Here is a 19,359-nt window from a genome sequence, read left to right on the forward strand (position 1 = left end):
CGGCGGCGTCAGTCCTGGCTCGCCGCCCGTTTCCGAGACCACTCGGCGGCATCGGCGCCGTACCTGGCCAGCAGCCGGGCGAACTGAACCCGCTCCTCCGCCGGCCAAGCAGCCGTGATCTCCTCGAACGCTTTCCGCTGTTCCGCGGCGAACCGATTCCGTTCCGCCTCGCCCTGCTCGGTCAGTTCGAGCACGGTACGACGTCCGTCCGCCTGAGAGGCCGCCCGGCGCAGCAGTCCGTCGGCGATGCACGCGGCGACGGTCCGGCTGGCCACCGGCTGGGCGACGCCCATTTCGACCGCGAGGCCGCCGACCGTCGTTTCGCCGGGCGCGTCGGCGATCACGTTGAGCACCAGATTGCGGGACAGGTCCTTGTTCGACGCCGGGGTGCGCCGGCGCAGCCGGGACAGCGCCGGGCCGATCTGGTCCAGCACCGGGTCGGCGGGGGTCCGCCCAGGAGAGCCGCTCATGCGCTTGATCCTAAGCCCGCGTAAGGACAGTTGCATACCAGTCAGCAAGTGCATAGCATTAGGTATGTAAATGTGCTGAGCAAGGAAACGAGACGAGCTGCCATGACACTCACCGCGATCGCCAACGCCCGGCTCTTCGACGGGGAAAAGTCCCTCGGCGTGCGGACTGTGGTCCTCGACGGCACGAGGATCGTCCAGGTCGGCGGCGAGATCCCCGCGGGCAGCGAGATCGTCGACGGCGCCGGAGCCACCCTGCTGCCCGGGCTCATCGACGCCCACGTCCACTCCGCCCCGGGTTCGCTGGCGCTGGCCCTGCGGTTCGGGGTGACGACCGAGCTGGAGATGCAGGGGATGAACACCCGGGAGAACCGGGCGCACCTCACCGACGACGACACCGTGGCCGACGTGCGGTCCGCCGGTTTCGGCATCACGCCGCCCGGCGGTCATCCCAGCGAGCTGATGCCCGAGGGATTCCGGCCGAAGTGGGAGCTCCCGCCGGTCATGCCCGTCATGCCGTTCTCCACCACGCCCGAGGAAGCGGCCGCCTTCGTCCCGCAGCTCCTCGCCCGCGGCTCGGACTTCATCAAGTTCATGATCGACGACGGCAGCGTGGAAGGACATCCCGGACTGCCGTGTCTCGACCAGGCCACCGTGAACGCCGGGGTCGCGGAAGCCAAGAAGTACGGCGCCCTCACCGTCGCGCACGCCTTGACCGCGGAGGCGACCAGAATGGCCGTCGAAGCGGGCATCGACGGGCTCGCCCACGTGTTCATGGACGAGCCGCACACCCCGGAGATCATCCGCCTGGTCAAGGACGCGGGCATGTTCGTCATCCCCTGCATCACCCTCAACGCCTCGCTGATGGGAATCACCGGCAGCGCGCTCGCCGACGACCCCCGGGTCGCCTCGCGGCTCGACCGCGAGTGGGACGAAACCTTGCGCTCCAGCTACAACCGCTATCCGCAGGGCAAGCTCGAAGACGTGTACGGCACCGTGCGCGCCTTGGACGCCGCTGGCGTCGACGTGCTGGCCGGCACCGACGTCTCGATGCCCGAGACGTTCTTCGGGGGTCTCGCGCACGGGGCGAGCCTGCACCACGAACTGCAGTACCTCGTGGAAGCCGGTCTCACCCCGGAACGAGCCTTGCGCGCCGCCACCGCGACCGCTGCCCGCCGCTTCCGCCTCAGCGACCGCGGCCGGGTCGCCGAAGGACTGCGCGCCGACCTCCTGCTCGTCGACGGCGACCCGACCAGCAACATCAGCGACACGCTCAACACCCGCGCCATCTGGCGTCGCGGCGCCCGCCTGGCGGAATGACCCGGAGGCTCCCCGAATCCCGCTCGGCGAGCCGGATTCGGGGAGCGCCCGAGTCCTTTGTAGACATAGCTACTCGTCGGAAGGCCGGTAAACCAGCCGCAGCACGCCGTTGCGGAACGCCGTCGTGTCCGCCAGCACGAAGTCCAGCTGCGGTCCCTCCGCCGGGAACAACCGCCGCCCCTTGCCGACCACCACCGGGTACTGCAGCAGGGTCAGCTCGTCCACCAGCCCATGCGACAGGAGCCAGCGCACCAGCGTGGTGCTTCCGCTGGTCATGATGTCGCCGCCCGCCCCGGATTTCAGGTCCGCGATCGCCTCGCCGAGGTCGCCGCGCAGGAGCGTCGTGTTGTGCCAGTCCGTCGCGGTCAGGGTGGTGGACGCGACGTACTTCGGCACGCTGTTCATGAACTCCGCGCCCGGGTCGTCCGTGCGTCCGGGCCACGCCTCGGCGAAGCCCTCGTAGGTCACGCGGCCGAGCAACATCGCGTCGGCGTCCGCCATGCCGTCGCCCACCGCGTGTTCGAGCTCGTCGTTCCAGTACGAGAGCGACCACTGGTCCGGCGCTTCGACCACGCCGTCGAGCGAGACGAACAAAGTGGACACGATCTTGCGCATCGAGCGGCTCCTTGGGGTTCGGGATCGCCGCCACTATGGCGCAGCCGGACCCGCCGACGCAGCCGGTTGGCCCAATACTTGGTCTGTCAGGGCACTTCCGTTACCAACTCGAGTGCCCGGCCCAGCGTCGCCAGCCGTTCCTCCAGGGTCTCCCCCGCCGGATACAGCCGAACCGTGTCGACCCCGGCCGCACGCCACACCTTCAACCGCGCGCGAACCATGTCCTCGGTGCCGATCAACGTCGTCGCGAGCACCATCTCGTCGGTGACCAACCCGGCCGCACCGTCGCGATCGCCGGACTGCCAGCGTTGCCGCACCTCAGCCGCGACGTCCGCCCAACCTTGCCTGCGGTACGCGTCGTGGTAGAAGTTCGTGCTCGCCGAACCCATGCCGCCCAACGAAAACGCCAGCTCCTTCTTCCGCCCGGCGACCATCGGACGCAGTTCGTCCTCATCGGACGCGAACGCGACCTCCGCGCCTTGGCACACCACGAGATCGCCGCGGCTGCGACCGGCTTTCGCGAGCCCTGCGTCGAGGTGGCGGAAGTAGGCGTCGGCCCCCTCCGGGACGAAGCTCGTGCCCAGCCAGCCGTCGGCGAGTTCGCCGGTGAGTTCCAGCATGCGCGGCGACAGCGTGGCCAGGTAGATCGGGATGTCCTCGTTCGGCGCTGTCGACAGCCGCATCGGGCGGGACTCTCCGGGCAACGGGATCTGGAAAGCCTTGCCGGCGAACGAGATCTTCTCCCCGGCGAACGCACTCCGGATGATCTGCACCGTCTCGCGCATCCGGGTCAGCGGGCGCGCGAACGGCACCCCGTGCAGCCCCTCGACCACCTGCGGACCGGACGCGCCCAGCCCCAGTGCGAACCGGCCGCCGGACATCTCGGCCAAGGTCAGCGCGGCCTGCGCGGCCGCGACCGGCGTGCGCACGCCGAGCTGCATGATCCCGGAGCCGAGCCGGATCCGGTCCGTGCGCGCCGCGAGGTAGCCGAGCACCGACGGCCCGTCCGAACCCCACGCCTCGGCCACCCAGCATTCGCCGAGCCCCAGTTTTTCCGCCTCCAGCACGAAATCCCGGGTGTCCGGCCAGCCCGACGACGCCTCGACGGTGGTGGCCGCGCGCATCATCCGGCGGCCTCGACGCGGTCCTTGATCGCGCCGAGCGTGGCGGTCATCGCGGCCTCGAACTCGCTCAGCCGGACGTGCACGATCTTCTGTTCCTTCTCCGGCATCCGCGCGATCACCTCGGTGACCCCGGACGGCCCCGGCCCCATCTGCGCCCACTGCGTGAGCCGCGTGCCGCCGTTTTCCGGGGCGAGGGTGAACCGCCAGACCGCGGTCGGATTGGCCGGATCGCTGACCGCCCAGGCGAAAACGCGCGGCTTTTCGCATTCGACGATGTAGGACGTGGTTTCCCAGTCGCCGCGCATCCGGTGGCGGTTGTGCCCGACGAAGGACCGGCCGAGCGCCGGCGCCGAACCCTCGTCGCACCACCGGACCGACTGCAGTTCGCCGCTCAGCTCCGGCATCAGCTCGACGTCCGAGGCGAACCGCCAGACCTGCTCGGGCGAGCCGTCGATCCACGCGTCCACCTGCACGGTCGGGGCGTCCGCGTACCGCGCGCCGGTCCACTCCATCGTGGTTCCTCCTCCGCTAGCGTCTCGACCAGCATAGTTGCGTAACGAGACTGACGGTGTCAATCGCCCCGGGCCAAAAGCCGTGAAGGACTCCTTGAGGGAATCTGATTCCCTCAAGGAGTCCTTCACGGACCGCTACTCCTGGGGCGCGAACCTCGCCTGGACGTCCGGGCGCTGCGCGAGACGCTCCGGAAAGCCCGGCCCGCGCCGCATCCGGGTGTCTTCGGCGGACAGCGGCTCGCCGCAATCCGCGCACACGACGGTCGCGGTCGTGTCGTGCCCGCACGTTTCGTGGTGCAGCACGATCGGCGGGCCCGCCTCGGTGGCCAGCCACCGGTCGCCCCAGGCCGTCATCGCGGCCAGCACGCTCCAGAAATCGCGCCCCTTCTCGGTGAGCACGTAGTCGTAGCGCACCGGTTCGGCCTGGTAGGCACGCTTTTCCAGCAGACCCTCGTCGACCAGCCTGCGCAGCCGGTCGGCGAGGGTGTTGCGCGCGATGCCGAGGGCCTGCTGGAACTCGTCGAAGCGGCGGACGCCGTAGAACGCGTCCCGCAGCACCAGCGGCGTCCACCAGTCCCCGAGCAGGTCCATGGTCCGGGCGATCGAGCACGGCCACTGCGCGAAGGAAGTGCGTTTCATGACCGCGAGGGTACGCCGTCCCACAGTGCAACCCAGCAGGTCAGACGCGATGCCCGACGGTCACGTCCACAGTGTCGGGCACTTCTTCGTGCTCGTCGCCGACCGAAAGCGTCCCGGCGGGCTCCACGAGCAGCACCACCGCGCCCTCCTTCGACGACGGCTTGTGGAACGTGCCGCGCGGGACCACGAACGCCTGTTCGCGGGTCAGCGTCACGGTCCGCTCGCCGTCCGGTTCGCGCAGGCCGATCTCGATGCTGCCGTCGAGGACGAGGAAGAACTCGTCGGTGTTGTCGTGCTTGTGCCACACGTGCTCGCCGGAGAACCGGGCGAGACGGATGTCGTAGTCGTTGACGTTGGCGACGATCCGGGGACTCCACGGGGCGTCGAAGCCGGCGAGCACGGCCCGCAGGTCGAGGGGCTGAGTTGTCATAGTTCGATCTTGGGCCTGGCCTCGCGCGCCCGGGAGTGCTAGGAATCGCATATGTCGAAAGGATCCTCGCACCGCGTCGTGATGATCGTCGGCGACGGCTCGAATCCGTTCGAAATGGGTGTCGCGACCGAACTGTTCGGCCTGCGCCGTCCCGAACTGCGGCGGCCGTGGTACGACTTCGCGCTCGCGGCGCCCGGCGGACAGGTCCGGATGCACCTCGGTTTCTTCACGCTCGCCGACGTCGCCGGCCTCGAGGCGGTCGACGCCGCGGACACGGTGATCGTCCCGAACCGGCCGGATCCGCAGACCCCCGCCGACCCGGAAATCCTCGCCGCGATCCAGCGGGCGGACGCCCGGGGCGCGCGGTTGATGAGCTTCTGCACCGGAGCGTTCACCCTGGCCGAGGCCGGCGTGCTGGACGACCGGCGGGCCACCACGCACTGGCAGTGGGCCGAGGCGTTCACCGCGCGCTACCCGCGGGTGCGGCTGGAGCCGGACGTCCTCTTCGTCGAAGACGGCACAATTCTCACTGCCGCCGGAAGCGCGGCGGCGCTCGATCTGTCGCTGTACGTGATCCAGCGCGACCACGGCGCGGAAATCGCCAACGCGGTCAGCCGCCGCCTCGTTTTCACCGGCCACCGCGAAGGCGGCCAGCAGCAGTTCGTCGAACGCCCGGTGCCGGAGATCCCGGACGCCTCGCTCGCGCCGGTGCTGGAATGGGCCCGCCGGCACCTCGACCAGCCGCTCGCGGTCACCGACCTCGCCGCCCGCGCGTCGACCAGCGCCGCCACCCTGCACCGCCGGTTCCGCGCCGAACTCGGCACGACGCCGCTCGCCTGGCTCACCGCCGAACGCGTGACGCTGGCCCGCCGGCTGATCGAACGCGGCGAACATGGTCTGGACCGCATCGCCGCGCGCGCCGGGCTCGGCACCGGCGCGAACCTCCGGCTGCAATTGCGCAGGCACACCGGCCTGTCGCCGTCCGAATACCGCAAACGGTTCGGCCCGGCGGCGTAATCCCGCCCGCGGTCCACAGTGGACCCGACGAATGGATTGCTCCATTCGGCCTAATCCGCGAAATCCCGGTTAAGCCCCGATGACCGGAACCCGTCGAAGGTTTTATGCCAGACGAACGAAAGTTGGCCGGAAAGGACAGAAATCCGCCGACCCCTCACCGAAGCGCGGATTGATCCGCTAGCTTGGCCGCAGACCGGCAACCGAACGGGGAGACACGCATGGCCAGACGCCGCCTGGAGGGAAGGAACGCCCGGAGCCGGGCTTTCGCCGCCCTCGCCGGAGGCGCGCTCGTGGTGCTGCCGACGGTGACGTCGTCCGGCATCCCGGTGGCGTTGCGCGCCGCTGAGCCGCCGTCGGCCGCCCAGGCCGCGCCCGGCGTCCCCGGTCTGCCGCCGGGCATCACGCTCCCGCCGATCGGCGTGGACGGCAGCCTCCCGCAGCCGCCGGTCCCGCAGGCCCTCGGCGTTCCCGGCTACCCGAACGGCCCCGGTTCGGCGACCACCGCCGGTCCGCTGGGCATCCCGGAGAGCATGCTGCGCGCCTACCGCAACGCGGCCGACATCATGGCCCGCGAACAGCCCGGCTGCCACGTCGACTGGGCGCTGATCGCGGCCATCGGGCGGGTCGAGTCGAACCACGCCCGCGGCGGCTACGTCGACGCCAGGGGCAACACCCTCGAACGCATTCTCGGCCCGGTCCTCGACGGCTCCGGCGGATTCGCCGCGATCCGCGACACCGACCACGGCCGCTACGACGGCGACCCGGTGTGGGACCGCGCGGTCGGCGCGACCCAGTTCATCCCGTCGACCTGGGCGTCCTACGCCTCCGACGGCAACGGCGACGGCATCTCCGACCCGAACAACGTCTACGACGAAACGCTCGCCACCGCGCGCTACCTGTGCTCCGGCGGTCTGGACCTCTCCAGCGACGCCAACCAGCGCCTCGCGGTGCGCCGGTACAACAACTCGCAGTCCTATGTGGACACTGTGATGGCCTACGCGTACGGCTACCGCAACGGCGTTTCGAAGCTGCCGGACAGCCAGGTCCCGATCGGAGCCCCGCCCGGGCCCGGCGCGGTCGAAGCCGCCGCGGGCAGCCCGGCAGGCGACGCCGCCCCGCCCGCGCCGCCGCCGGTCACTCCCGCCCCGCCGAGCCAGCAGCCCGGCACCCCGACGCAGCTTCCCGGCAGCAGCACCGCGCCGAGCAGCAGCTCGACCCCGGCGAAGCCGACCAGCTCGGCGCCGACCACGCCTTCCACCCCGGCGAGCACCACGTCGACCAGCCCGACGCCGACGACCAGCACTTCGCCGTCCACCTCCGCCCCGGCGAACCCGACCACGTCCAGCTCCACCACGACTTCCAGCACCACCACGCAGCCCGCGCCGACGCACTGACGGCGGCGTTCGTATAGTCCGGTCGGTAACCGGACTACGGGGGAGCGATCGTGGCGTGGAATCCCGGGCACCTGCCTGATCTCGCTGGCCGGTGCTACGCGGTGACCGGCGGCAATGCCGGGATCGGCTACTTCATCACCGAACAGCTGGCCGCCGCCGGAGCCCACGTCGCCCTGCTGGGCCGAGACCCGGCGCGACTGCGCACGGCCGTCGAGATGGTCCGCACGCGCGTCGGCTCGGCTTCGCTGAGCACGATCCCGCTGGACCTCGCCGACCTGGATTCCGTCCCGGCCGCCGTCGAGGCGCTCGGCCGTCTGGACCGCGTGGACGCGTTGATCGAGAACGCGGGCATCACCGGCCCCGGCCCGGTGCGCCGGACCACGAAACAGGGCCTGGAACTGGCGGTCGGGACCAATCACTTCGGCCACTTCGCCCTGACCGCGCTAGCGATGCCGGTGCTGACCGCGTCGTCCGCGCGGGTGGTGGTGATGGGCAGCTTGATCACCCGGATGTATCCGTACGACCTCGACGATCTGCAGAGTTCGCGCAAGTACTCGGACTTCCGCGCGTATGCGCTGTCGAAGCACGCGGTGCAGTCGTTCGCGATGGAACTCGACCGACGCTTGCGTGCCGCGGGTTCGCCGGTGCGGTCGGTCCTCGCACATCCCGGGTTCAGCCTCGAGCGGACCAGCCCTGCCCGGCCGGGAATCACCCAGCCAGTGCCGGTGATGCGCTTCCTCGCGCCCTTTACGCACGGGAAGGACCGCGGCGCGTGGCCAGCAGTCCGGGCCGCGGTCGATCCCGCTGCTACCGGCGGTTCCTGCTACGGCCCGGCGTTCGGCGCGGTGGGCCGCCCGCGGTTGGGGACGGTGGTCGGCGCTTCCCGGGATCCGGCGCGAGGCCGTCGGTTGTGGGAGCTTTCCGAGGAAGCGACCGGAATCCGGTTCGCGCTCGGGGGTTCCTGACTTTCTGTTCACCCAGCGGGACGCTCGACGGCGAGACCGACGCCGAACGCCGCCAGGATCGCGCCGCCGGCGCGGAGAATCACGCGGATCGCCCGTGCGTTGCGGAGCATCTTGGCCGCGGCGCTGAAGACCAGGGCGTAGCTGGTCAGGGAGAGGAATCCGATCACCGCGAACGCCGCGCCGAGGACCAGAGTGTCGGCCGGTCGCGCGCCGTGGTGGAGGAACTGCGGAATGACGCTGGTGAAGACGATGACGGTCTTGGGGTTGGACAGATCGCTGAGAAGTCCTTCCCGGAACGCGCGCCACCCGCTGCGGGGCCGGCCGGTGCTCAACGCCGCCACGTCGGGTCCGGCGGGAGCCGCCGAGGAGCGGGTCACCAGGAGTTTGATGCCGAGGAAGATCAGGTAAGCGGCGCCCAGGTACCGGACCACGTCGAACGCCACCTGCGAGGACACCAGCAGCGCGGTCAGTCCGGCGACCGACGCGCCCGCCCACACCAGGTCGGCGGCCAGCACTCCCAGCGCGGTCAGCAGGGCCGGGGCGCGGCCGCGGGCGACCGCGCTCTTGAGGATCAGCATGACCGCCGGGCCGGGAATGATCACCAACACCACGGACAAGGCCGCGAAAGCCACGAGTGACGACATTCGCGCATTATCCCGGCGTATCCCGGATTCGGTCCAGGTCAATCTTCCCGGCGGCGCGCTACTTGCCGACCTGATCGATCCGAGCGGCGATCCCGTCGAGAAGCCGGTCCAAGCCGAACTCCGACGCGTCCGACGCCTGCTCCGCGGAAGGCTTTTCGAACCCGCCAGCGAGCCACGTCCGGTTCATCGCCGGATGGGATTCGACGTCGAAATACGTGTACCAGAACGAAGAACGCTGTCCCCACCAAGCCTCATTGGACTGTCCGGTGGTCCGTTCCAAGTGGACGCTCTCCGCCTCGGCCGCCGCGTTCGCGTCCACATAGCCCGCGACCGCGGAGGCCGCCGCGGCGACCTCGCGGGCGGGCAGGCCCAGACTCTCCATAATGGACAGAAGATATTCCTGCCCGGCCAGCTGTCCGGGACCGAGGGCGGGCCGGACCCGGGACCGCTCCCGCAGCCACGGATGCCGGCGGTAGATGTCGCGCGTGCGGTCGGCGTAAACCCGCACCTGCGCCCGCCAGTCGTCCGGCCGCGGTTCGCCGGGGCCAGGGAGATTCCGTTCGCGGAGAACGGTGTCGACCATCAGGTCGATCAGCTCGGTCTTGCCGGGAACGTAGGTGTAGAGCGTCATCGTGCCCGCCCCGAGTTCCTTCGCGACGCGGTGCATGGACGTCGCGACGAGCCCCTCGGCGTCGGCGACCGCGATGGCCGCCGCGACGATCCGCTCGATCGTGAGCGTCGGCCGCCTGCCGCGGGCGGACGGTTCCGGGGCTCCCGCACAGTCGCGCCACAGCAGCGCGAGCGTGCGCGCCACCTCCTCGCGCGCGGCCTCGGGACCGTCGCCCTCGTGCTCGACGGTCATCGCGTCCCCTCCCGGCCTCGTACGGTCAGCGTGGGATCTTACCTGGCGTTTCAGGACCTTCGTCCCCTCCGCACCGGCGGACTGGCCGCTACGCTGGGCAGCGAGGGAGGTGGTTCCGGTGACGGAACGCAAACCACCGGGCGTGTCGTACGGCACCTGGGTCGACCGGCAGATCGCCGCCGCCGAAGCCCGCGGCGACTTCGAAGACCTTCCTGGCGCGGGAAAACCGCTGCCGCCCCCGAGCGGCCGCGACGCCGCGACCGACTGGGCGATCCGCCGCGCCCGCGAAGGCGACCTCGACGTGGCCGCGTTCCTGCCGCCGTCGCTCGCGTTGCCGAGGGAAATCCAAGACCTGCCGGGGAAATTGGCGAAGGTCCGTTCGGAAGCCAAGGTGCGGGAAATCGTCGAGGACCTGAACGCCCGCATCCGCAAGGCCCACGCGCTGCCCCAGAACGGTCCGGCGTTGCGGGCCCGTCCGCTGGACGTGGAGGAAACGGTCGCCAGCTGGCGCGCGGGGCGGGGAGAATCCTGAGCGACGCACGGTGAATCCGGGCTGTGCCCTGGAGACCGTGCCCGTTTTATCGAGTCGCCGCAACACGGTTGCGGCCGCTCCGGGAACTTCACCGGGGCCAGGCGCGGTTTGCGCCCTGCGTCCGCCGCTCCCCCGGTCAGACGCGCGCCCCGCGCCAACCTCGCCGCCCGCTCCCGAAACTCCGCGGCGGCCAGACGCGCGGGCCGCAGCTCTGCGCCCGCCGCACCACACCAGCCCTCTCCGCCCCACTCCCGAACCCACCCCGCCAGACCCGCGCGCACCTCCGGCCGCCGCCCCGGCACGATTCCCCGCACCCCAACCCACTCGCGTCACACTCGCGGCCCGCTCACGCTCCGGCCCCACTCCCCAGATGCGGCTACGCTGGGTAGCACCAGCGCGAAGGGAAGAGAACCGTGGTCGGAGTTCGTCGGGCTGCCTTCGTGGTCGCCGCGGTGCTCTTGTTGTTCGGGGAGCCGTGGTCGGTGCTCGTGCTGCTGCCGGACTGGCCGGTCGCGGCCACCGTCGCGGGCACGGTCGTTTTCGCCGCAGCCGCGCTGAGTTTCCCGGTGCTCATGGTGCTCGGGCACGGTCCTAAGCAGAGCGACGCCGCCGCGCGGGTCGGGGACGTCCTGCTCGGCACGGTCTGGGTGCTGTTCACCTGGAGCGTCCTCACGCACGGGCTGCGGCTGGTCCTCCTGGTGTCCGGAGTGGACGATCCCGCGCGGCCGAGGATCGCGGCCGGGGTCACGCTCGCCGTCGCGGCGGTGCTGCTCGTCAGCGGGAACCGGATCGCCATGCGGGTGCCGCCGGTGAAGGCGGTCGACGTCGTGCTGCCGAAGCTCGGCCCGGGGCTCGACGGGCTGCGCGTCGCGGTCATCACCGACACCCATTACGGCCCGCTCGACCGCACCCGCTGGTCCGAGCGCCTGGTCGCGGAATTGAACCGGCTGCAGCCCGACGTCGTCTGCCACGCCGGGGACCTCGCCGACGGTTCGGTCGCCAAACGACGCAAGCAGGTCGACCCGCTCGGCGGCGTGCAGGCCCCGCTCGGCCGGTTCTACATCACCGGCAACCACGAATACTTCGGCGAGGCGCAGGCCTGGCTGGACCACCTGGCCAGCCTCGGCTGGGACACCCTGCACAACCGCTCGACCCTCCTCGAACGCGACGGCGCCCGCCTGCTCTTCGCCGGCATCGACGACCCCACCGGAGCCGCCTCCGGCCTGCCCGGCCACGGCCCCGACCTGGCCGCCGCCCTCGACGGCGCGGACCCGGACGTCCCCGTGGTCCTGCTCGCCCACCAGCCGAAACAGGTCGCGCAGGCCCGCGAGGAGAACGTCGACCTGCAGATCTCCGGCCACACCCACGGCGGCCAGATCTGGCCGTTCCACCTCCTCGTGCGCCTGGACCAGCCGACCCTGTCCGGCCTCACCCGGCACGGCCCGACCCAGCTGTACAACAGCCGCGGCTCCGGTTTCTGGGGCCCGCCCTTCCGGGTGTTCGCCCCGAACGAGATCGCCCTGCTGACCCTCCGCAGCGCCTGAACCCCCAGCACCGCCCCCTCTCCGCACCAGCAGATCCCGCCGACTACTTTTTTTGTCTTGACAACTTGAACCATCGGATGCGAAAGTTCTCCCCAACGGCACCCGCTCCGAGGAGGAACCCATGCCCACCGTCACGTCCGCCGACGGCACCCAGATCGCCTACTCCCGCATCGGCTCCGGCCCCGCACTCGTCCTCGTCGACGGCGCGCTCTGCTACCGCACCTCGACCCCGAACGACGATCTCGCCAAAGCCCTCTCCGACCGCTTCACCGTCTACACGTTCGACCGCCGAGGCAGAGGCGAAAGCGGCGACACCGCCCCGTACGACGTCGAGCGCGAGATCGAGGACATCGCCGCGCTGGCCAAGGAAGCGGGCGGGGAGATCAGCCTGTACGGCATCTCGTCCGGTGCCGCCCTCGTGCTGGAAGCCGCCCACCGCGGCGTGCCGGTCAAGAAGGTCGCGGTGTACGAACCGCCGTTCGTCGTCGACCACACCCGCAAACGCGTCCCGGCCGATTACCAGGCGAAGCTCGAAGCCGCCATCGCCGCCGGAAAACCGGGCGACGCGATCAAGACGTTCATGGTCGAAGGCGTCGGACTGCCCGCGCTGATGGTCGCGATGATGCGCCTGATGCCCGCGTGGCCGCGCATGAAGCGCGTGGCCCACACCCTGGCCTACGACGCCCAGGTCATGGACGACAACCAGGCCGGCCGCCCGCTCCCCGACGGCCGCTGGTCCGGAATCACCGCCCCCACCCTCATCCTCGACGGCAGCAAGAGTCCCGAGTGGATGCGCAACGGCGTCGCAGCGGCCGCGGCCCAGCTTCCGCACGCCGCCTACCGCACCCTGCCCGGCCAGACCCACCTGGTGAAAACCGCCGCACTCGCCCCGGTCCTGGCGGAGTTCTTCGCCACGAACTGACCCCCGCCGCCACCCCGGTGAGGCAAGCTGCGAACGTGGCCACGCGAGCATTGATCTTCGACTTCGACGGCACCCTGGCCGACACCGAGGCAGCGGTACTGCGCTCCTGGCAAGAAATGTTCGCCGGCCACGGAGTCGAACTGCCCCTGGACGTCTGGCACACCGTCATCGGCACCCAGAACACCGCAGCGACGATGTTCAAACTGCTAGCCGAAGAAGTAGAAGACGTCGACCCGGAAACGCTGCGCCCCGCAATGCGCGCCCGGGTACACGAACTCCTAGCCGAAGACGGCCCACGCGAAGGCGTACTCGACTACCTAGACGAAGCCGCCCAACGCGGCCTGGCACTAGGCGTCGCCTCCAGCTCCTCCGCCACCTGGGTTCACGGCCAACTAGACCGCCTAGGACTGGCCCATCACTTCACCGCAGTAGAAACCGGCGACCGCCACACCCCAAAGCCAGCCCCAGACACCTACCTGGCAGCCCTGCACACCCTAGGCGTAACCGCAGAAGAAGCCCTGGCGTTCGAAGACTCCCCGCACGGCGTCAGCGCAGCAAAAGCAGCCGGAATCCCCACCATCGCAGTCCCCAACCCCATCACTGCACAATTGGACTTCGCCAAAGCAGACCTAGTCCTCCCCTCCTTCACCACCACCACGCTAAGCACACTGCTGCAACGTTTCAGCGAGTAGCAGCACCCACACCCCGATACGAAGCCGCCGACTCACAACCCCTCCAGCCGATCCAAAAACCCCCGCTGCCCCTTGACCAGCTTCTCCCGAGCCACCTCGAGAGAAAACCACTCCACCCGATCCACCTCAGGAAACTCCTGCATCCGCCCAGACCGAGGCGGCCACTCCATCTCGAACACCCCAGGCACCACCGCACCCGGATCAAGATCCCCCTCGACCGCCCAAGCAGTCACGACCTTCCCGGACTGCCGAACCTCCCCCAGCGAAACCCATTCCCCCTCGGGAACCGGAACCCCCAGCTCTTCAGCGAACTCCCGCCGAGCAGCCACCTCAACCGGCTCCCCGTCCTCGACCTCCCCCTTGGGCAACGACCAAGCCGCCAAGTCCTTCTTGGCCCAAAACGGCCCGCCCATATGCGCGAGCAACACCTCCACCCCACCCGCGCCCCGCCGATAAACCAACACCCCAGCACTACGCCTGACCACCATCCCCCCACCCTGCCAGCCCCCGCTGACCAGCCCAAACACCACCCCGAAAAAACTTCCCGGCACTGTGTCGATCCAAGCCGACCCAGTTCGACGCATAGGCAGAAGGCACCCAACAGCCACCCGGGAGGGACCCAAGATGACCACCACCGCCCCCAAGACCGCCCAGACGACGACCGACGCCACGAAGCCCCTCGCAGACCGAGTCCGCCCCGCCGTCCTGGCCCTCTTCCGCGCCGTGGTGTCCTTCCTCTTCCTCTGCCACGGCCTGATGGGCTTCGGCCTCTTCGGCGGCATCGACAACGCGGGCGGCGCGGTCCCCTTCGGCCAATGGCCCGGCTACTGGGCCAGCCTGATCGAGGTCATCGGCGCGATCTTCGTCTTCGCCGGACTCTTCACCCGCGTCTCCGCGACCGTGCTTTCCGGCGTCATGGCCTACGCCTACTTCACCGTGCACGCCCCGGAAGGCCTGCTCCCCCTGCACAACATGGGCGAACCCGCCGCCCTCTACGCCTGGATCTTCCTCACCATCGCGGTGGTCGGCCCGGGCGCGGCCTCGCTGGACCAGCTGCGCCGTCGCTGAAACACCCGCAGAGAGCGGCAATCCCGGGAAACCTACCCGGGGTTGCCGCTCACGAGCATCGCCCGCCCCAACGCGTGTTCCATCAGCACAGTCAGCACCTGCTTGGTCGAGTCCCGCTCCCGCGCATCACACAGCAGCAGCGGCACCTGCGGATCCAGATCCAGCGCCCCGCGGACTTCCTCAGTGCCATACCGGTAAGCGTCGTCGAAGCAGTTCACCCCGACCACGAACGGCAACCCGCGCTGTTCGAAGAAATCCACCGCGGGGAAACAGGATTCGAGCCGCCGGGTGTCCGCGAGCACCACTGCGCCGAGCGCGCCCTCGGCCAGTTCGTCCCACATGAACCAGAACCGGTCCTGCCCCGGCGTGCCGAACAAGTACAGGATCAGCTCGGGGTTGATGGTGATCCGGCCGAAGTCGAGCGCGACCGTCGTGGTGGTCTTGCCCTCGACGCCGGAGAGGTCGTCCACGCCCTCGGACGCGGCGGTGATCACCTCTTCGGTGCGCAGCGGCGGCACCTCGCTGACCGAACCGACCAGCGTCGTCTTGCCAACCCCGAAGCCGCCCGCGACGAGCACCTTCACCGCTTGCGCGGTGAGCGACCGGCGGGGCTCAGAGTTTCCGGATGCCATCGAGAACCGCCTGGAGTACGTGGGGGCTGGGGGCGTCGGTCACCGGCGTCGCGGTGCGGAACAGCACGAGATTGCGCTCTATCAAATCGCTCAGCAGCACCTTCACCACCGGCAGCGGAAGGTCGACCCGCGCGGCCACCTCGGCGACCGAAACCGGGCGCTGGCACAGGGAAAGAATGCGCGAGTACTCCGGTTCGAGGCCGGGCGTCTCGCTCGCGGCGCGCAGCGCGACGACGAGCGTGATGAGGTCGAGCCCGCGGGTGTCGGACCGGGTCCGCCCGCCGGTGACCGCATAGGACCGCACCAGCGGACCGGCCTCGTCCTCGTACCAGGATTCGCGGCCCCGCTCCGTCATGGCGAGGTCCGCTGGACCGCTCCGGCCCGCGGCGCCGCGGTGAGCACCGCGCCGACCCGCTTGACCATCAGGTTCATCTCGTAGGCGACGAGGCCCATGTCCGCGTCGACCCCGGCCAGCAGCGCGAGGCAGGCGCCCCGTCCGGCCGCGGTGACGAACAGGAACGCGTGGTCCATCTCGACCATCGTCTGCCGCACGTTGCCGCCGCCGAAATGCCGTCCGGTGCCGCGGGCGAGGCTCTGGAACGCCGACGCGACCGCGGACAGGTGCTCCGCGTCCGCCTCGGACAGATTGCCCGACCGGCCGATCAGCAACCCGTCCGCGGACAGCACCACCGCGCGGTCCGCTCCGGCGACCCGCTGCACGAGGTCGTCGAGCAGCCAGTCGAGCTCGTTGACGCCGTTGTTCGCCATCAGTCGCGATCTCCGTACCTGTTGTCGTGCCCGGGATCGGCCTCGCGGGCCCGCCGGGTGCCCTGCTGGAACGCGCTGAGCCGGGAACGGGCCTGCTCCGGCGAATCCTCGCGGACGTCGTCGGATTCCGGCGCCGGCCGGTCACCGCGCAACTGCGGAACGAGGTTCTGCTGCCTGCGCCGCTGCGGCAGCGGCGGACGTCCGGGCGGACGCGGCGGCGCGGCCCGGCCGTTCTCGACCGCCGGACGCGGCGCGCGGCCGTTGTCCGCGGGCGGGCGCTGCTCCCGGTTGTGCGGCGGGCGGACCGGCGGCGCCTCGGCGGCCGGCCGCATCGCGCGCCGGGTCGGCAACTCCGGCCGCTGCTGCTCCGGCCGTTGTTGCTCAGGCGCGACCCGAGGTTCCGGCGCGATCCGCGACCGCTGCGGCGGTTCCGCCTGCTGCGGTTCGGGAGCCGGGCGCGCCGCCTTCCGCCGCGGCAATTCCGGTCGCTGCGGTTCCGGAGCCGGCCGGGAGGGCTCCACCGCGAGCCGGGAAAGCTCGGGCACGCCGTCCGAGTCCGAAGTGGACTCCGCGGCGGCCTCCGGCGGCTCGGTCTCGCTGAGCGGCGCGAGCAAATCCTTGCGCACCAACACGATCGCCCGGGTCCCGCCGTACGCGGAGTCGCGCAGGTGCACCGAGATCCCGTGCCGCGACGCCAGCCGCGCGACCACGAACAGGCCCAGCCGCGGTTCGTCGGACAACGCCATGATCCCGAAGTCCGGCGGGTCGGCGAGCATCGCGTTGAACTCGTCGGCCTGCTCCGGCTCGATGCCCAGCCCCTGGTCCTCGACCTCGATCACGACGCCCTTGCCGACCACGTTGCCGCGCAGTTCGACGCGCGATTCCGGCGGCGAGAACGACGTCGCGTTGTCGATCAGCTCGGCGAGCAGGTGCACGAGGTCGCCGACGACCGGCCCGCGCACGGCGACCTCCGGCAGCTTCGCCGTCTTCACCCGCGCGAAGTGCTCGGTTTCCGCCGCCGCGCCGCGGACGAGTTCCACCAGCGACACCGGATTGCGCCACTGCCGTCCGGGCTGGCCGCCGCCGAGGATGATCAGGTTCTCCGCGTTGCGCCGGGCGCGGGTGGAGAGGTGGTCGAGGCGGAACAGCGTGTCGAGCTGGTCCGGGTCCTCCTGCTTGCGCTCGGCGGCGTCCAGCACCTTCAGCTGCCGGTGCACGATGACCTGGCTGCGGTGCGCGATGTTGAGGAACACCGCCTTCGTGCCTTGCCGGGTCTTGGCCTCTTCGACCGCGGCGGCGAGCGCGGACTGCTGCGCGAGGTTGAACGCCTCGGCCACCTCGCCGATCTCGTCCGTGCCGTGGTCGAGCAGGTGCCCGCCCTCGTCGAGGTCCACCGGTTCGCCCGCGCGCACGCGGCCGACGAGTTCCGGCAGCCGCACCTCGGCCGCGTCGAGGGTGTCCTCGCGCAGCCGGGCGAGCCGGGCGATGAAGCGGTTCGACAGCCGCAGCGCGACCAGCACCACGGCGAGCGCGAAGAGCACCGCCGCCGCGCCCGCGATGATCGAGTTCCGCAGCGTGTCGTCCGCGTCGGCGATCGCCGCGTTGGTCGCGTGCGCGCTCTGCGCGGCGAACATCGTCATCAGCGTGGTGGCGACCTGTTTGGCGTCGGTCCGCCACTGCTCCAGCGGCACCGGAAGCTGTTTCGCGCCGGACAGCAAGGCGTTCTCGACCTGCGTCACGGTCGTCCACGCGGGACTCGAGACGAGCTTGTCGTAGTTCGCCCGCACCTCAGGCACCATCTGCGGCACCGACTGTTCGAGCTGGGCGTGATACGCGCCGATCTGGCCGAGGTACGCGCGCTGCTCGTCGCCGGACAACCCGCCCGAGGCGAGCCCGGCCGCCGCCAAGGCGTCGCTGCGCTGCATTTCCTCGGCCGCGTTGAAAATCGGGATCGCGGACAGCCGGGCGAAGGCGTTGTCCGCGCCGCGCGCGCCCTGCGCGAGACCGGCGACGCCCTGGGTGAACTGGTCGATGATCTGGTTGTAGAAGGAAAACACCTCGAGCCGCGGCACCTGTCCGGAGTCGACCTGCTGGCGCAGCTGCGGCAGTTTCGCTTCCAGCGCGGCGAACGTGGCGATGTTCTGCTTGACGCTCGCGGGCACGTTCGAGTCGGTGGCGAAGTTGCCCTCCAGCACCGAGGTGATCTGCGCGGCGGACGCGTCGGTCTTCGGCCGGACGGCCAGCAGCGCGGCGCGCGCGGCGTCCTGTCCGGCGAGCACGCTCATCGACAGCTGCCGTTCCTGTTCCGCGGCGAGCAGGAACGGAATGCCGGGGCCTTCCGAACCGCGAATCTTCTGCGCGTAACTCCGCGCCTGCGTCGCGTCGAAAATCAGGTATCCGGCGAGCGCGATACCCACCAGCAGCAGCGCGGCACTCGGAATCAACGCGATCGCGAGCACGCGAGAACGAATAGACGACCCGCGGCCGTTTCGCCCGGAATTCTGCTTCACCGTGATCCGTTTTCCTTCCGGCCCTGCCATGGTATTCGGGTCCTCGGTGTTTTCCTCGCACCGGTCCGACCAGCCGGATCACAGTTCACCGTGGTCTGCGTTGCCCGCGACGACGGTAAGCAACCTTCACGGGCGAGTCAAGTCCGGACCCGGGTTGCCGTCATCCTCTTGTTACCTGCTAGTAACCCGCTGTGGTGCTTGGAAAACTGATCACCACCGGACGTGACCTTGATCGCACCGGCGCGCTCGCTGCCCGCCGGGCAGCCGCGCGTGAGGTCCGTCACGACCGCGAGCGCGCGAAAACTCACGGGAAACTCATGCGCATTTCCGCAACGGCGGCGGAATCGAACGGAAAACCGAGACCGATTTCCGGAATTCAGCGCCGGACGCCATTCGGCGGCCGGTGCGGGGAAAGCCGCGGACCGGCCGCGGATCCGGTTTCCTCCGGACCGGCCGGGCGGTCGCGGCGGAGCAGATCGTGCAGCATCTCCCGGCACGCCCACGCCAGCACGGCCACGGACGCGACCAGCACCGCCACCAGCGCCGATTCGACCGGATAACGGGCGACCAGCCCGCCGAAACGCGCGAGCACGAACCCGACGGCCACGCCGACGAGCAGGGTCACGACATACGAAAGCGGCACTTCCCGACCGCGGCTCTCGATCATTTCGGCCCCTTCCGCCCCGGATTCGCGAGGCGGGC

Annotated in this window: 23 protein-coding genes; 9 read left to right on the top strand and 14 right to left on the bottom strand. The window is 70.3% G+C overall.

Features of this window, described 5'->3' with window-relative positions; all coding sequences use genetic code 11:
• Window positions 1-8 precede the first annotated feature (8 nt).
• Complete coding sequence (locus CU254_RS30650) at window positions 9-470, bottom strand: MarR family winged helix-turn-helix transcriptional regulator (RefSeq protein WP_037715317.1); 462 nt, start codon at window positions 468-470, stop codon at window positions 9-11.
• A 102-nt stretch (window positions 471-572) separates the two neighbouring features.
• Here CU254_RS30650 and CU254_RS30655 point away from each other — a divergent pair, with 102 nt between their 5' ends.
• Window positions 573-1,787: an amidohydrolase family protein gene (locus CU254_RS30655; RefSeq protein WP_037715320.1), complete on the top strand. Its 1,215-nt coding sequence runs from the start codon at window positions 573-575 to the stop codon at window positions 1,785-1,787.
• Window positions 1,788-1,856: 69 nt separating this feature from the next.
• Here the strand turns inward: CU254_RS30655 and CU254_RS30660 are convergent, their stop codons facing one another.
• From CU254_RS30660 to CU254_RS30680, 5 genes are all read right to left on the bottom strand, one after another.
• Window positions 1,857-2,402 carry a dihydrofolate reductase family protein gene (locus tag CU254_RS30660; protein WP_009082406.1) on the bottom strand — a complete coding sequence of 182 codons (546 nt, stop codon included), beginning with the start codon at window positions 2,400-2,402 and terminating at the stop codon, window positions 1,857-1,859.
• A gap of 86 nt (window positions 2,403-2,488) precedes the next feature.
• Window positions 2,489-3,526, bottom strand: a complete 1,038-nt coding sequence (locus CU254_RS30665; RefSeq protein WP_037715323.1) for an LLM class flavin-dependent oxidoreductase — start codon at window positions 3,524-3,526, stop codon at window positions 2,489-2,491.
• Window positions 3,526-4,038 (bottom strand): SRPBCC family protein, encoded by a 513-nt coding sequence (locus tag CU254_RS30670; protein ID WP_009082409.1) that lies wholly within the window; start codon window positions 4,036-4,038, stop codon window positions 3,526-3,528. Before CU254_RS30670 ends, CU254_RS30665 begins: the two co-directional genes overlap by 1 nt.
• Window positions 4,039-4,173: 135 nt before the next feature.
• The gene (locus tag CU254_RS30675) at window positions 4,174-4,677 is read right to left on the bottom strand and encodes a helix-turn-helix domain-containing protein (RefSeq protein WP_037715325.1); all 504 of its coding nucleotides are present in this window, start codon (window positions 4,675-4,677) and stop codon (window positions 4,174-4,176) included.
• Window positions 4,678-4,717: 40 nt separating this feature from the next.
• Window positions 4,718-5,107, bottom strand: coding sequence for a cupin domain-containing protein (locus tag CU254_RS30680; RefSeq protein WP_009082411.1), 390 nt, complete (start codon window positions 5,105-5,107; stop codon window positions 4,718-4,720).
• 51 nt (window positions 5,108-5,158) lie between these two features.
• On the opposite strand from CU254_RS30680, the gene CU254_RS30685 reads away from it, so the two are divergent.
• The 3 genes from CU254_RS30685 (at window position 5,159) to CU254_RS30695 (ending at window position 8,483) form a co-directional block, all read left to right on the top strand.
• On the top strand, window positions 5,159-6,124 hold the full coding sequence (locus tag CU254_RS30685) for a helix-turn-helix domain-containing protein (protein WP_009082413.1): 966 nt from the start codon (window positions 5,159-5,161) through the stop codon (window positions 6,122-6,124).
• 218 nt (window positions 6,125-6,342) lie between these two features.
• The gene (locus tag CU254_RS30690) at window positions 6,343-7,518 is read left to right on the top strand and encodes a lytic transglycosylase domain-containing protein (protein ID WP_009082414.1); all 1,176 of its coding nucleotides are present in this window, start codon (window positions 6,343-6,345) and stop codon (window positions 7,516-7,518) included.
• Window positions 7,519-7,568: 50 nt separating this feature from the next.
• Window positions 7,569-8,483, top strand: a complete 915-nt coding sequence (locus CU254_RS30695) for an SDR family NAD(P)-dependent oxidoreductase (RefSeq protein WP_009082416.1) — start codon at window positions 7,569-7,571, stop codon at window positions 8,481-8,483.
• 8 nt (window positions 8,484-8,491) lie between these two features.
• Here CU254_RS30695 and CU254_RS30700 read toward each other — a convergent pair whose 3' ends face one another.
• Window positions 8,492-9,127 carry a LysE family translocator gene (locus CU254_RS30700; protein ID WP_009082417.1) on the bottom strand — a complete coding sequence of 212 codons (636 nt, stop codon included), beginning with the start codon at window positions 9,125-9,127 and terminating at the stop codon, window positions 8,492-8,494.
• 58 nt (window positions 9,128-9,185) lie between these two features.
• Entirely contained in the window at window positions 9,186-9,989 is an 804-nt protein-coding gene (locus CU254_RS30705) for a TetR/AcrR family transcriptional regulator (protein WP_037715327.1), read from the bottom strand.
• Between the two features lie 118 nt (window positions 9,990-10,107).
• Between CU254_RS30705 and CU254_RS30710 the strand changes: the two genes are divergently transcribed.
• The 4 genes from CU254_RS30710 (at window position 10,108) to CU254_RS30725 (ending at window position 13,679) form a co-directional block, all read left to right on the top strand.
• Window positions 10,108-10,521, top strand: a complete 414-nt coding sequence (locus CU254_RS30710; protein WP_009082419.1) for a DUF1992 domain-containing protein — start codon at window positions 10,108-10,110, stop codon at window positions 10,519-10,521.
• Window positions 10,522-10,934: 413 nt separating this feature from the next.
• Window positions 10,935-12,065, top strand: coding sequence for a metallophosphoesterase (locus CU254_RS30715; protein ID WP_050788318.1), 1,131 nt, complete (start codon window positions 10,935-10,937; stop codon window positions 12,063-12,065).
• Between the two features lie 121 nt (window positions 12,066-12,186).
• Window positions 12,187-12,987, top strand: a complete 801-nt coding sequence (locus CU254_RS30720; RefSeq protein ID WP_009082425.1) for an alpha/beta fold hydrolase — start codon at window positions 12,187-12,189, stop codon at window positions 12,985-12,987.
• 35 nt (window positions 12,988-13,022) lie between these two features.
• The gene (locus CU254_RS30725) at window positions 13,023-13,679 is read left to right on the top strand and encodes an HAD family phosphatase (RefSeq protein WP_009082426.1); all 657 of its coding nucleotides are present in this window, start codon (window positions 13,023-13,025) and stop codon (window positions 13,677-13,679) included.
• Between the two features lie 32 nt (window positions 13,680-13,711).
• Here the strand turns inward: CU254_RS30725 and CU254_RS30730 are convergent, their stop codons facing one another.
• Complete coding sequence (locus CU254_RS30730; RefSeq protein WP_100267152.1) at window positions 13,712-14,167, bottom strand: NUDIX domain-containing protein; 456 nt, start codon at window positions 14,165-14,167, stop codon at window positions 13,712-13,714.
• A 136-nt stretch (window positions 14,168-14,303) separates the two neighbouring features.
• Here CU254_RS30730 and CU254_RS30735 point away from each other — a divergent pair, with 136 nt between their 5' ends.
• Window positions 14,304-14,747, top strand: a complete 444-nt coding sequence (locus CU254_RS30735; protein ID WP_009082428.1) for a DoxX family protein — start codon at window positions 14,304-14,306, stop codon at window positions 14,745-14,747.
• A gap of 32 nt (window positions 14,748-14,779) precedes the next feature.
• Here CU254_RS30735 and CU254_RS30740 read toward each other — a convergent pair whose 3' ends face one another.
• The 5 genes from CU254_RS30740 to CU254_RS30760 all read right to left on the bottom strand — a co-directional run bounded on the left by CU254_RS30740 (window position 14,780) and on the right by CU254_RS30760 (window position 19,324).
• Window positions 14,780-15,379, bottom strand: coding sequence for an ATP/GTP-binding protein (locus CU254_RS30740; RefSeq protein WP_009082429.1), 600 nt, complete (start codon window positions 15,377-15,379; stop codon window positions 14,780-14,782).
• Window positions 15,360-15,734 (bottom strand): DUF742 domain-containing protein, encoded by a 375-nt coding sequence (locus tag CU254_RS30745; RefSeq protein WP_009082430.1) that lies wholly within the window; start codon window positions 15,732-15,734, stop codon window positions 15,360-15,362. Before CU254_RS30745 ends, CU254_RS30740 begins: the two co-directional genes overlap by 20 nt.
• Complete coding sequence (locus CU254_RS30750) at window positions 15,731-16,147, bottom strand: roadblock/LC7 domain-containing protein (protein ID WP_009082431.1); 417 nt, start codon at window positions 16,145-16,147, stop codon at window positions 15,731-15,733. Before CU254_RS30750 ends, CU254_RS30745 begins: the two co-directional genes overlap by 4 nt.
• Window positions 16,147-18,687, bottom strand: a complete 2,541-nt coding sequence (locus CU254_RS30755; RefSeq protein ID WP_199841102.1) for a nitrate- and nitrite sensing domain-containing protein — start codon at window positions 18,685-18,687, stop codon at window positions 16,147-16,149. The genes CU254_RS30750 and CU254_RS30755 overlap by 1 nt, the downstream gene beginning before the upstream one ends.
• 346 nt (window positions 18,688-19,033) lie before the next feature.
• A complete protein-coding gene (locus CU254_RS30760; RefSeq protein ID WP_050788319.1) occupies window positions 19,034-19,324 on the bottom strand; it encodes a hypothetical protein in 291 nt (96 codons plus the stop codon).
• Window positions 19,325-19,359 lie beyond the last annotated feature (35 nt).

It is taken from the genome of Amycolatopsis sp. AA4, from assembly GCF_002796545.1.
Classification (GTDB): Bacteria; Actinomycetota; Actinomycetes; order Mycobacteriales; family Pseudonocardiaceae; genus Amycolatopsis.